Source organism: Marinobacter bryozoorum (assembly GCF_023156245.1).
Taxonomy (GTDB): Bacteria; Pseudomonadota; Gammaproteobacteria; order Pseudomonadales; family Oleiphilaceae; genus Marinobacter; species Marinobacter bryozoorum.
In genome coordinates this window covers 23,978-35,196 of the sequence record NZ_JAKZAH010000038.1, presented here as the reverse complement: position 1 = coordinate 35,196, position 11,219 = coordinate 23,978, and the positions used below count along the sequence as shown (strand labels likewise).

Sequence of the window (11,219 nt, the reverse complement as noted above, 5' to 3'; positions counted from 1 at the left end):
AATCAGTGGCAGCTTTCGCGTGGAATGGGTGGCAGGCTTCGTCTGGAATCAGTGGCAACCTTGGTCTGGAATACGCATGAATACGAGGGCACTGACCGCATCAAGGATATCAGCCCCGTGCCGGTAATGGTCATTCACAGCATCCGGGACGGAATCATCCCGATTCACCATGGGCTCGCCCTTTACGAATCCGCAGGGCAACCCAAGCGTTTCCTGCGAACCGATATGCCCCATGGAGGGACCTTCATGCTACCGGAGTATCAGCGGGCCGTACTGGACTTCATGGAGACCGCAGCCGGAAACCAGCCACCTTCACTGCCTCACTCCCCCTGAACGAAAAAAGCCGGGTACCTCTCGGTACCCGGCTTTTTTCGGTAAACCACGAAGAACTTATTCTTCGTCGTCCATCTCTTCGGCTTCCACATCCAGCGGACGACCGACCAGCTCGACAAATGCCATCGGGGCATTGTCGCCAGCACGGAACCCGCACTTGAGGATACGGAGATAGCCGCCAGGGCGCTCGCTGTAACGCGGACCCAGCTCATCAAACAGCTTGGCGACGGCTGCATCGTCACGCAGGCGTGAAAACGCCAGGCGACGATTGGCTACCGAATCATTTTTGGACAGTGTGATCAACGGCTCGGCTACCCGGCGAAGCTCTTTGGCTTTCGGGAGCGTTGTCTTGATCAGCTCGTGCTCAACCAGTGACGCAGTCATGTTACGGAACATGGCCTTGCGATGCGCACTGGTCCTGCTGAACTTACGACCACTCTTACGATGACGCATTGCTCTGATTCCTTACCTTAAACTACCAATACGGCGATCAACCGCCCAGAACCCGGTCATCACCACGGAGGCTTGCCGGCGGCCAGTTGTCAAGACGCATACCCAGGGACAGGCCACGGGAGGCCAGGACGTCCTTGATCTCGGTAAGCGACTTTTTACCCAGGTTAGGCGTCTTCAACAGCTCAACTTCAGTACGCTGGATAAGATCGCCGATGTAGTAAATGTTCTCTGCTTTGAGGCAGTTCGCTGAACGGACCGTCAGTTCCAGATCATCAACCGGACGCAGCAGAATCGGATCGATTTCTTCCTCTTCCTCTACGTTCTCCGGCTCTTTCTCGTGATCGAAATCGACAAAGACGGCCAGCTGCTGCTGGAGTACGGTAGCGGCCCGACGAATCGCTTCTTCGGGGTCAATGGTACCGTTGGTTTCCAGGTCAATAACCAACTTGTCCAGGTCTGTGCGCTGCTCAACACGGGCACTTTCAACCGCGTAGGCAACACGACGCACCGGACTGAAGGTCGCGTCCAGCTGCAGGCGTCCGATAGCACGGGTCTCGTCTTCGTCGAGGCCACGCTGATCGGCAGGCTCGTAACCACGTCCGCGAACGACCTTCAGACGCATGTTCAGTTCACCCTTTTCACTCAGGTGACAGATCACATGGTCCGGGTTGGTCACTTCAACGTCGTGATCCAGCGCGATATCGCCGGCGGTCACAACACCCGGGCCTTTCTTGCTGAGGCTAACCTCAGCTTCGTCACGCCCGCCCATCTTGACGGCAACGCCCTTGAGATTCAGGAGAATCTCGATGACGTCTTCCTGAACACCCTCAATTGCACTGTACTCGTGCAGAACACCGTCGATCTGCGCCTCAGTGATGGCGCAGCCAGGCATTGAGGACAAAAGGATCCGGCGCAGGGCACTGCCCAGGGTATGCCCAAAGCCACGCTCGAGCGGCTCCAGGGTGACCTTGGCGCGAGTGGTGCTCAGCTCCTTTACGTCAATGGTACGAGGTGTCAATAACTCATGTACTGAACGCTGCATAGACGCCCCTATCTGCTCTCGTTGCTAATGGACTTTACTTGGAGTAAAGCTCGACGATGAGGTTCTCGTTGATGTCCGACGACAATTCGGTACGCTCAGGTACCGCCTTGAAGGTGCCGGTCATCTTGTTGGCGTCAACCTCGACCCATTCAACCGGGGCGCGACTTGCAGCCAGTTCCAGGGCGCCTTTAACACGCAGCTGGTTCTTGGCCTTTTCACGGATGCTCACCACATCGCCGGGGCGAACCTGGTAAGAAGGGATGTTCACCGGCTTGTCGTTAACCAGAACCGCCTTGTGGGATACCAGCTGACGTGCTTCAGCACGGGTTGAGCCGAAGCCCATGCGGTAAACCACGTTGTCGAGACGGCCTTCAAGCAGTTGCAGCAGGTTCTCACCGGTCGCACCCTTGATGCGGGCTGCTTCCTTATAGTAATTCCGGAACTGCTTCTCCAGTACGCCGTAGATACGACGAACCTTTTGTTTCTCACGGAGCTGTACGCCATATTCGGACAGACGGCTACGACGTGCGCCGTGCATGCCCGGGGGTGTTTCGATGTTGCACTTGGAATCCAGTGCACGAACACCGCTTTTCAGAAATAGATCTGTCCCCTCACGGCGAGACAGCTTACATTTTGGACCTATGTAACGTGCCATATCTCACTGTCTCCTTTAAACGCGGCGCTTCTTGGGCGGACGACAGCCGTTATGGGGAATCGGCGTCACATCAGTAATGTTAGTGATCTTGTAGCCGCACGCGTTCAGCGCACGAACTGCAGATTCACGCCCGGGCCCGGGACCCTTAACCTCTACGTCCAGGTTTTTAAGGCCGTATTCAGCAGCCGCATTACCGGCTCTTTCAGCTGCTACCTGCGCAGCAAAAGGTGTGCTCTTGCGCGACCCACGGAAACCGGAACCACCAGAGGTGGCCCAGGACAGGACGTTGCCCTGACGGTCAGAAATGGTCACGATAGTGTTGTTGAAGGACGCGTGAATATGCGCGACGCCATCAACAACCGTCTTTTTCACCTTTTTACGGGTACGTGTACCTGGCTTTGCCATGTTTGCCTACCTGCTTACTTTCGGATCGGTTTGCGAGGACCTTTACGGGTGCGCGCGTTGGTCTTGGTGCGCTGGCCACGAACCGGAAGGCCGTGACGATGGCGCAGACCACGGTGGCAACCGAGATCCTTCAAACGCTTGATGTTCATCTGAACTTCACGACGCAGATCGCCTTCCACGCTCAGCTTGCCCACTTCGGTACGAAGGGTCTCGAGCTGATCGTCGGACAGGTCCTTGATCTTGATATCCTGCTGGATACCTGCTGCATCGCAAAGCTTCTGAGCTGCCGTCTTGCCAACACCAAAGATATAGGTCAGCGAGATAACAGCATGTTTGTTGTCGGGTATATTGACACCGGCTATACGTGCCATCCAGATTACTCCGCGTTCAAAGCTTTGCTGTGTGAATTTTCCGCCACAAAAAGGGCGCGAAATAATAGCGCTTGACCCCCTTCGGAGTCAAGCGCTATCAGTCAAGCCCAAACCAGGGCCAGTGTGATTCAGACCGAATCAACCCTGACGCTGCTTGTGACGAGGCTCCGTGCAAATGACCCGGACTGAGCCATTGCGACGAATTACTTTGCAATTACGGCAAATTTTCTTTACCGAAGCGCGTACTTTCATTGTCGACTCCAGATTTCAGTGGGGCTGAACAATCAGCCCCGGCCATAGCCCTTGAGGTTGGACTTCTTCATCAGTGACTCATACTGATGGGACATCAGGTGAGACTGCACCTGGGCCATGAAATCCATTACCACGACTACCACAATCAGCAGCGACGTACCGCCCAGATAGAACGGAACATTTCCTGCCACCATCAGAAACTGCGGGAACAGGGACACCGCTGCGATATACATTGCACCGAACAGGGTCAAACGAGTCAGGACCCCGTCGATATACTTGGCGGTCTGCTCACCTGGGCGAATGCCCGGAATAAAGGCACCCGACCGCTTCAGGTTATCGGCCACTTCCTTCGGGTTATACATCAGCGCCGTATAGAAGAAGCAGAAGAAAACCACTGCCGCTGCGAACAGGATGATGTACAGAGGCTGGCTTGGCGCCAGCGCCTGGGAAAGCGAACTCAGCCACTCCATACCCTCGCCCTGACCGAACCACTGCCCCAGGGAGGCAGGGAACAACAGGATCGAGGAGGCAAAGATCGGCGGAATCACCCCCGCCATGTTTACCTTTAATGGTAAATGGCTGGACTGCTGGGCAAAAACCCGGCGCCCTTGCTGCCGCTTGGCATAGTTAATGGTCAGCCTGCGCTGGCCACGCTCCATGAAGACCACGAAGCCAACTACGGCTACCGCAAGTATACCGATACCAAGGACAACAAGCAGGCTCATCTCACCGTTCCGAGCCTGCTCAAGAGTCTGGCCGATGGCACCAGGCAACCCGGCAACGATACCGGCGAAGATCAACAGCGAGATACCGTTACCGATACCACGCTCGGTGATCTGCTCACCCAGCCACATCATGAATACCGCACCACTCACAAAGGAGACGACGGCCACGAAGTGGAAGCTGAAGCTGTCATTGAAGGTTACTCCCTGGGACGCAAGCCCCATGGAGATGCCCATGCCCTGAACCAGGGCCAGCACAACGGTACCATACCGCGTGTACTGGCTGATCTTCCGACGTCCGGATTCGCCCTCTTTCTTGAGCTGCTCAAGCTTGGGGCTCACCGCCGTCATCAACTGCATGATGATGGACGCCGAAATGTAGGGCATGATACCGAGGGCGAAGATACTCATCCGCTCAAGCGCACCACCGGAAAACATGTTGAACAGACTCAGGATCGTTCCCTGATTCTGGTCAAACAGCGCTGCCAGGCGATCCGGATTGATTCCGGGAACCGGGATATGGGCACCGATCCGATAGATCAGTAGCGCCAGGACTACGAACCAGAGCCGCGAGCGCAGCTCCCCGAGTCCCTTCCCTGCGCCCGCAGGCATTGATGATGTCTTGGCCATGCAGTCCTCGACTCGCCTTATTCTTCGACTTTGCCACCCGCGGCAGTAATTGCCTCACGAGCGCCCTTGGTAACCTTCAGACCCTTCACAGTTACCGGACGGCTCAGCTCACCGGAAAGAATTACCCGCGCTGCGCGGATTTCTTCACGGATCACGTCTGCTTTCTTCAGGGCATCCAGGTCGGCAACGTCACCTTCAACCTTGGCCAGCTCGTTGAGGCGAATTTCCGCCACGTAACGCTGCTGACGCGAGGTGAAACCAAACTTTGGCAGACGACGGGCCAGCGGCTGCTGACCACCCTCGAAACCGGGAGCAACGGAGCCACCGGAACGGGCCTTGAGACCTTTGTGACCACGGCCACCGGTCTTACCCAGGCCGCTACCAATACCACGACCAACGCGCTTGGCGGAAGGGCGTGAGCCCGGTTCCGGACTAAGTTCGTTCAAACGCATCTTAGTTCTCCTCAACCCGTACCAGATAGTAAACCTGGTTAATCATACCGCGGATGGAAGGTGTATCTTCCAGCTCCACAGTATGACCGATTTTACGAAGACCCAGGCCCTTGACACTCAGTTTGTGCTTGGGCTTGCAGCTGATCGGGCTGCGGGTCAGTGTAACCTTGATTGTCTTGTTCGCCATGACTTCAACCCAGAATATCTTCCACGGTCTTGCCGCGCTTGGCTGCAACATCTTCAGGCGCTTTCATTGCCTGGAGACCCTTGATGGTAGAACGTACCACGTTGACCGGGTTGGTAGACCCGTAACACTTGGACAGTACGTTCTGCACACCGGCTACTTCCAGTACGGCACGCATCGCGCCACCGGCGATAACACCGGTACCTTCGGAGGCCGGCTGCATGAAGACCCGGGAGCCGCCATGCTGTGCCTTGACCGGATACTGCAGAGTGGTGCCGTCCAGAGCGACGTCCACCATGTTTTTGCGCGCAGCTTCCATGGCCTTCTGAATGGCTACCGGGACTTCCCGGGCCTTGCCACGACCAAAACCGACACGACCTTTACCATCACCCACCACTGTCAGTGCAGTGAAGGCAAAGATGCGACCGCCCTTAACCACCTTGGCTACGCGGTTGACCTGAACCAGCTTTTCCTGGAGCTCAGGCGCCTTCTGTTCGTTAACGCTCATCTTCTCCACCTCTTAGAATTGCAAGCCAGCTTCACGGGCGGCGTCGGCCAGGGCCTGAACGCGGCCATGGTAACGGTAGCCGGACCGGTCAAAAGCGACCTTTTCGACACCAGCAGCCTTGGCACGCTCAGCAATCAGCTGACCAACCTTCTTGGCTGCTTCCACATTACCCGTAGCACCCTGACGCAGGTCCTTGTCCAGCGTCGAGGCAGAAGCGATAACCTTGCTGCCGTCAGCGGTGGTGATCTGGGCGTACATGTGCCGCGGTGTACGATGTACACAGAGGCGGTCAGTGCCCAGCTTACGGATTTTCATGCGCACCTTACGTGCGCGACGCAATCTTTCAGTATTCGCGCTCATAGTCCCGCCTTATTTCTTCTTGGCTTCTTTGCGTCTTACCTGCTCATCCGAGTAACGAACACCCTTGCCCTTATAAGGCTCGGGCGGACGGAACGCGCGGATTTCAGCAGCGACGTGGCCAACCTGTTGCTTATCGATCCCGCGGATAACAATCTCCGTGTTAGACGGAGTTTCAGCGGTGACCCCCTCGGGCAGTTCGTACTCAACCGGATGGGAGAAGCCCAGCGTGAGGTTGACCTTCTTGCCCTGTGCCTGCGCACGGTAACCAACACCGGTCAGGTTGAGCCTGCGCTCGAACCCGGAAGACACACCGGTAACCATATTGTTAACCAGTGCGCGGGTTGTTCCAGCAAGAGCGCGGGACTGTTTGGCACCATCACGGGGAGCAAACCGCAGGATATTTTCTTCCTGGGTAACTTCCACCGCGCGGTGAATGGTGAAATCAAGTGCTCCCTTGGAGCCCTTTACGTTAATGTCCTGTCCGTTCAGCTTAACCTCAACACCGGAAGGCAGCACGACAGGATTATTGGCAACCCTGGACATGTCTTTCTCCTAGAATACGGTGCAGATGACTTCGCCACCGACGCCGGCAGCGCGCGCAGCGCGGTCTGTCATAACGCCCCGGGACGTTGACACGATAGCAACCCCGAGACCACCTGACACCTTGGGCAGCTCACCAGAGCCTTTGTACTGGCGCAGGCTGGGGCGACTGACTCGCTTGATTTCCTCAATAACCGGCTTGCCACCGAAGTATCTGAGGGTGATGGTCAGTTCCGGCTTGGCATCAGCTGAGACGGAAAAATCCTCTACGTAGCCTTCGTCCTTGAGGACCTGGGCTACCGAGATCTTCATTTTGGAAGATGGCATGGCCACATCGGCCTTCTGTGCCATCTGTGCATTACGGATACGGGTAAACATATCCGCAAGCGTGTCTTGCATACTCATTGGTATGAGGCTCCTGATCTTTTTAGTTGTGCAGCGGCTTGCCGCACCGCTTACCAACGATCACCGCGACGAATCGCGGTGACACTTACCAGCTTGACTTGGTCAGGCCCGGAACATCGCCACGCATGCCGTACTCACGGAGTTTAATCCGTGACAGTTCGAACTTGCGCAGGACGCCGTGAGGACGACCAGTCACCTGGCAACGATTGCGAAGGCGTGAGGGGCTCGCATCACGAGGAAGCTGTTGCAGCTTCATCTGAGCCTCCCAGCGCTCATCGTCGCTGGTATTCGGGTTCTTGATAATCGCCTTGAGCTCGGCACGCTTGGCGGCGTATTTCTGCACCGTCTGTTCGCGCTTTTGCTCACGGTTCTTCATGGAAACCTTTGCCATGTCACTCGTTCCTTATTTCTTGAACGGAAAGCCAAAGGCTTTCAACAGTTCGCGGCCTTCATCATCGGTTTCAGCGGTCGTGGTGATGGTGATATCCAGACCCCGGATCTTGTCTACTCGATCGTACTCGATCTCAGGGAAGATGATCTGCTCACGAACACCCATGCTGTAGTTGCCACGGCCGTCGAAGGACTTGGGGTTCAGGCCCCGGAAGTCCCGCACGCGGGGAATGGCAATGTGCACCAGGCGATCGAAGAAGTCCCACATACGCTCACCGCGCAGGGTCACCTTACAACCGATGGGCCAACCTTCACGAATCTTGAAGCCAGCGACAGACTTACGGGCCTTGGTCACAACAACCTTCTGGCCTGCCAGACGCTCCAGATCTGCAACGGCGTTTTCGATCAGCTTCTTGTCACCAACCGCTTCGCCAACACCCATGTTCAGGGTGATTTTCTCGATACGCGGCACCTGCATGACGTTCTTGTAGCTGAACTCCTTCTGCAGGGCGGGTACCACTTCCTGACTGTACTGCTCTTTCATATTAAGCATCGTAACCACCACCCCTTACTGGTTATCGACAGCTTCGTTCGTGGACTTGAAGATCCGCACCTTGGCGCCGTCTTCCTTGATCTGGAAGCCTACGCGATCGGCCTTGCCGGTCTGCGGATTAAAAATTGCCACGTTGGAAGCCTGGATAGGCGCTTCTTTCTCGACGATGCCACCCGGGGTGCCGAGCATCGGGTTCGGCTTGGTGTGCTTTTTCATCATATTGATGCCAGACACTACCAGCCGACCGTCGTCCTGAACTTTCAGGACCTTGCCGCGCTTGCCCTTGTCTTTACCCGTGGTCACGATGACTTCGTCATCTCGTTTGATCTTTTTCATAACCGGCCTCTAGTCCTTACAGTACTTCGGGTGCCAGTGAGATAATTTTCATGAACTTCTCATTACGCAGTTCGCGGGTAACCGGCCCGAAGATACGGGTTCCGATCGGCGCGTCCTGGTTATTAAGAAGTACTGCTGCGTTGCCATCAAAGCGGATCAGAGATCCGTCCGGACGACGGACACCCTTACGGGTGCGAACAACAACAGCATTGAGGACCTGGCCCTTCTTCACTTTACCGCGGGGAATGGCTTCCTTGACGGTTACCTTGATGATATCCCCGACCCTTGCATAACGCCGGTGTGAGCCGCCCAGGACCTTGATGCACTGCACTTGACGCGCGCCGCTGTTATCAGCGACTTCAAGCATGGTTTGAGTCTGAATCATGGTTGTTCTCCGGGCGAATTACACCTTGGAAGCGCGAACGGTGACTTCAACCAGAGCCCAACTCTTGTTCTTCGAGATGGGGCGGGTTTCCTGGATGGTTACCAGATCACCGATATTGCACTGATTCTGTTCGTCATGAGCCTGGATCTTGGTGGAGCGCTTTACGTACTTGCCGTAAAGCGGGTGCTTCACCTGACGCTCCACCAGAACAACGATGGACTTGTCCATCTTGTTGCTCACGACCTTGCCGTTAAGGGTTCTGGCAGTTTTGGTAGCTTCAGTCATGTTACTGTCCTGCCTTTTCATTCATTACCGTTTTCACACGAGCAATGTCGCGCTTCACCTTGACGAGAAGGTGACTCTGATTCAGCTGACCTGTCGCCTTGCGCATACGCAGGTTGAACTGCTCCTTCAGGAGGTCGATCAGCTCTTTGTTCAGCTCGTCGACTGACTTCTCACGCAGCTCTGTTGCTTTCATCACATCACCGTCCTCGTTACAAAGGTGGTCTGAACGGGCAGTTTGGCAGCAGCGAGAGTGAACGCATCACGTGCCACTTCTTCGGGAACCCCTTCCATCTCGTACAACATACGACCTGGCTGGATCTCCGCTACCCAGTACTCGACAGAACCCTTACCTTTACCCATACGAACTTCAAGCGGCTTGCTGGAAATCGGCTTGTCCGGGAAGATCCGGATCCAGATCTTTCCACCCCGCTTGATCCGACGCGTCATGGTACGACGGGCTGCCTCAATCTGGCGTGCCGTTATACGTCCACGAGTCGTCGCCTTCAATCCGTATTCACCGAAGCTCACCTTGTTAGCGCGTTGAGCCAGACCGGTGTTACGGCCTTTCATTACCTTTCGGAATTTGGTGCGTTTTGGCTGCAGCATACGAGTGCCCCTTTACTTGGAACCTTTCTTGCGAGAGGCATTCTTGTTGGCATGAACCTCGTCCATACCGCCAAGAATCTCACCCTTGAAGATCCATACCTTTACGCCGATGATGCCGTAAGTGGTCTTCGCTTCGTAGGTGGCGTAATCAATGTCTGCACGCAGGGTGTGCAACGGAACGCGACCTTCACGGTACCACTCGGAACGGGCAATTTCGGCACCCCCGAGACGACCACCAACCTGGATCTTGATGCCCTTGGCACCCTGACGCATGGCGTTTTGCACGGCACGCTTCATGGCACGGCGGAACATCACCCGACGCTCCAGCTGACCAGCGACATTCTGCGCTACCAGCTTGGCGTCCAGATCCGGCTTGCGGACTTCCTCGATGTTGATGTGCACAGGCACGCCCATCAGCTCGCTCACTTCGCGACGCAGACGGTCAACATCTTCACCCTTCTTACCGATAACAATACCGGGACGGGCGGTATGGATCGTGATACGGGCGTTCTGAGCAGGGCGCTCGATCACGATCTTGCTGACTGACGCCTTTTCAAGGCGCTTTTCCAGGAACCCGCGAACCTGAATATCATTCAGCAGCTTGTTCGCGTAGTCCTTCTTCTCGGCATACCAGACGGAGTTGTGCTCTTTGACAACACCAAGCCGGATACCGGTTGGATTTACTTTATGACCCATCTGAGCATCTCCTACTTGTCGGCGACCTTGACGGTGATATGACAGGTGCGCTTCAAAATCCGGTCAGCGCGCCCCTTGGCTCGAGCTTTAATCCGCTTGAGCGTCGGACCTTCATCTACCATGATGGTGGATACCCGCAGATCATCTACGTCCAGACCTTCGTTATGCTCAGCGTTGGCAATGGCGGACTCAAGAGCTTTCTTGATGATCACCGATGCCTTCTTCGGGCTGAAAGTCAAAATATTCAGGGCGTCCTCAACGGCCTTGCCGCGTACCTGGTCAGCGACAAGACGTGCTTTCTGAGCAGAGAGGCGAGCGCCCTTGTACTTGGCTGCTACTTCCATTTCGTTTCCCCTCACAATCAGCGTTTAGCTTTCTTGTCGGCTGCATGACCACGGTAAGTCCGCGTTGCCGCGAACTCGCCCAGTTTGTGACCGACCATGTCTTCGGTCACATACACGGGCACGTGTTGCTTGCCGTTGTGGACTGCAATGGTCAGACCGACGAACTCCGGAAAGATCGTGGAACGACGGGACCAGGTCTTGATCGGCCGCTTGTCATTCGCTTCCAGAGCTGTCTCGACCTTCTTCAACAGATGCAGGTCTATAAAAGGACCTTTCTTCAAAGAACGTGGCACAGCAATTACCTCTATGTAG

Annotated in this window: 23 protein-coding genes and 1 pseudogene; 1 reads left to right on the top strand and 23 read right to left on the bottom strand. The window is 55.7% G+C overall.

Going from position 1 to position 11,219, the window contains the following annotated elements:
• Window positions 1-333, top strand: a pseudogene (locus MLC59_RS16370) (hypothetical protein); the annotation flags it as partial.
• A 57-nt stretch (window positions 334-390) separates the two neighbouring features.
• On the opposite strand, the gene rplQ reads toward MLC59_RS16370, so the two are convergent.
• The 23 genes from rplQ to rpsS form a co-directional block, all read right to left on the bottom strand.
• Window positions 391-786 (bottom strand): 50S ribosomal protein L17, encoded by a 396-nt coding sequence (rplQ, locus tag MLC59_RS16365; protein WP_091854922.1) that lies wholly within the window; start codon window positions 784-786, stop codon window positions 391-393.
• A 37-nt stretch (window positions 787-823) separates the two neighbouring features.
• Window positions 824-1,828, bottom strand: a complete 1,005-nt coding sequence (locus tag MLC59_RS16360; protein ID WP_248236484.1) for a DNA-directed RNA polymerase subunit alpha — start codon at window positions 1,826-1,828, stop codon at window positions 824-826.
• A 34-nt stretch (window positions 1,829-1,862) separates the two neighbouring features.
• Window positions 1,863-2,483 (bottom strand): 30S ribosomal protein S4, encoded by a 621-nt coding sequence (gene rpsD, locus MLC59_RS16355; protein WP_248236483.1) that lies wholly within the window; start codon window positions 2,481-2,483, stop codon window positions 1,863-1,865.
• A gap of 15 nt (window positions 2,484-2,498) precedes the next feature.
• Complete coding sequence (gene rpsK / locus MLC59_RS16350) at window positions 2,499-2,888, bottom strand: 30S ribosomal protein S11 (protein WP_007153992.1); 390 nt, start codon at window positions 2,886-2,888, stop codon at window positions 2,499-2,501.
• A gap of 14 nt (window positions 2,889-2,902) precedes the next feature.
• Window positions 2,903-3,259: a 30S ribosomal protein S13 gene (gene rpsM, locus MLC59_RS16345; protein WP_248236482.1), complete on the bottom strand. Its 357-nt coding sequence runs from the start codon at window positions 3,257-3,259 to the stop codon at window positions 2,903-2,905.
• A 138-nt stretch (window positions 3,260-3,397) separates the two neighbouring features.
• Window positions 3,398-3,511 carry a 50S ribosomal protein L36 gene (gene rpmJ / locus MLC59_RS16340; protein WP_004580765.1) on the bottom strand — a complete coding sequence of 38 codons (114 nt, stop codon included), beginning with the start codon at window positions 3,509-3,511 and terminating at the stop codon, window positions 3,398-3,400.
• A 32-nt stretch (window positions 3,512-3,543) separates the two neighbouring features.
• Entirely contained in the window at window positions 3,544-4,863 is a 1,320-nt protein-coding gene (gene secY, locus MLC59_RS16335) for a preprotein translocase subunit SecY (RefSeq protein WP_248236481.1), read from the bottom strand.
• A 17-nt stretch (window positions 4,864-4,880) separates the two neighbouring features.
• Window positions 4,881-5,315 (bottom strand): 50S ribosomal protein L15, encoded by a 435-nt coding sequence (gene rplO / locus MLC59_RS16330; protein ID WP_248236480.1) that lies wholly within the window; start codon window positions 5,313-5,315, stop codon window positions 4,881-4,883.
• A gap of 1 nt (window position 5,316) precedes the next feature.
• Complete coding sequence (rpmD, locus tag MLC59_RS16325) at window positions 5,317-5,502, bottom strand: 50S ribosomal protein L30 (protein WP_248236479.1); 186 nt, start codon at window positions 5,500-5,502, stop codon at window positions 5,317-5,319.
• A 4-nt stretch (window positions 5,503-5,506) separates the two neighbouring features.
• Window positions 5,507-6,007 (bottom strand): 30S ribosomal protein S5, encoded by a 501-nt coding sequence (gene rpsE, locus MLC59_RS16320; protein ID WP_248236478.1) that lies wholly within the window; start codon window positions 6,005-6,007, stop codon window positions 5,507-5,509.
• A 12-nt stretch (window positions 6,008-6,019) separates the two neighbouring features.
• Window positions 6,020-6,367, bottom strand: a complete 348-nt coding sequence (gene rplR, locus MLC59_RS16315; protein ID WP_091854893.1) for a 50S ribosomal protein L18 — start codon at window positions 6,365-6,367, stop codon at window positions 6,020-6,022.
• A 9-nt stretch (window positions 6,368-6,376) separates the two neighbouring features.
• On the bottom strand, window positions 6,377-6,910 hold the full coding sequence (gene rplF / locus MLC59_RS16310; protein ID WP_248236477.1) for a 50S ribosomal protein L6: 534 nt from the start codon (window positions 6,908-6,910) through the stop codon (window positions 6,377-6,379).
• Between the two features lie 9 nt (window positions 6,911-6,919).
• On the bottom strand, window positions 6,920-7,312 hold the full coding sequence (gene rpsH, locus MLC59_RS16305; protein ID WP_248236476.1) for a 30S ribosomal protein S8: 393 nt from the start codon (window positions 7,310-7,312) through the stop codon (window positions 6,920-6,922).
• Window positions 7,313-7,397: 85 nt separating this feature from the next.
• Window positions 7,398-7,703: a 30S ribosomal protein S14 gene (gene rpsN, locus MLC59_RS16300; protein WP_248236475.1), complete on the bottom strand. Its 306-nt coding sequence runs from the start codon at window positions 7,701-7,703 to the stop codon at window positions 7,398-7,400.
• Window positions 7,704-7,715: 12 nt separating this feature from the next.
• Window positions 7,716-8,246 carry a 50S ribosomal protein L5 gene (rplE, locus tag MLC59_RS16295; RefSeq protein ID WP_425434112.1) on the bottom strand — a complete coding sequence of 177 codons (531 nt, stop codon included), beginning with the start codon at window positions 8,244-8,246 and terminating at the stop codon, window positions 7,716-7,718.
• 24 nt (window positions 8,247-8,270) lie between these two features.
• Window positions 8,271-8,591: a 50S ribosomal protein L24 gene (gene rplX, locus MLC59_RS16290; protein ID WP_091854883.1), complete on the bottom strand. Its 321-nt coding sequence runs from the start codon at window positions 8,589-8,591 to the stop codon at window positions 8,271-8,273.
• A 16-nt stretch (window positions 8,592-8,607) separates the two neighbouring features.
• Window positions 8,608-8,976, bottom strand: a complete 369-nt coding sequence (gene rplN, locus MLC59_RS16285; RefSeq protein ID WP_091854882.1) for a 50S ribosomal protein L14 — start codon at window positions 8,974-8,976, stop codon at window positions 8,608-8,610.
• 18 nt (window positions 8,977-8,994) lie between these two features.
• The gene (rpsQ, locus tag MLC59_RS16280; RefSeq protein WP_248236474.1) at window positions 8,995-9,261 is read right to left on the bottom strand and encodes a 30S ribosomal protein S17; all 267 of its coding nucleotides are present in this window, start codon (window positions 9,259-9,261) and stop codon (window positions 8,995-8,997) included.
• Window position 9,262: 1 nt separating this feature from the next.
• On the bottom strand, window positions 9,263-9,454 hold the full coding sequence (gene rpmC / locus MLC59_RS16275) for a 50S ribosomal protein L29 (protein WP_248236473.1): 192 nt from the start codon (window positions 9,452-9,454) through the stop codon (window positions 9,263-9,265).
• The gene (gene rplP, locus MLC59_RS16270) at window positions 9,454-9,867 is read right to left on the bottom strand and encodes a 50S ribosomal protein L16 (protein ID WP_248236472.1); all 414 of its coding nucleotides are present in this window, start codon (window positions 9,865-9,867) and stop codon (window positions 9,454-9,456) included. Before rplP ends, rpmC begins: the two co-directional genes overlap by 1 nt.
• Window positions 9,868-9,879: 12 nt before the next feature.
• Complete coding sequence (rpsC, locus tag MLC59_RS16265) at window positions 9,880-10,563, bottom strand: 30S ribosomal protein S3 (RefSeq protein ID WP_248236471.1); 684 nt, start codon at window positions 10,561-10,563, stop codon at window positions 9,880-9,882.
• Window positions 10,564-10,574: 11 nt separating this feature from the next.
• Entirely contained in the window at window positions 10,575-10,907 is a 333-nt protein-coding gene (rplV, locus tag MLC59_RS16260) for a 50S ribosomal protein L22 (RefSeq protein WP_248236470.1), read from the bottom strand.
• A gap of 17 nt (window positions 10,908-10,924) precedes the next feature.
• Window positions 10,925-11,200 carry a 30S ribosomal protein S19 gene (rpsS, locus tag MLC59_RS16255; RefSeq protein WP_091854875.1) on the bottom strand — a complete coding sequence of 92 codons (276 nt, stop codon included), beginning with the start codon at window positions 11,198-11,200 and terminating at the stop codon, window positions 10,925-10,927.
• Window positions 11,201-11,219 lie beyond the last annotated feature (19 nt).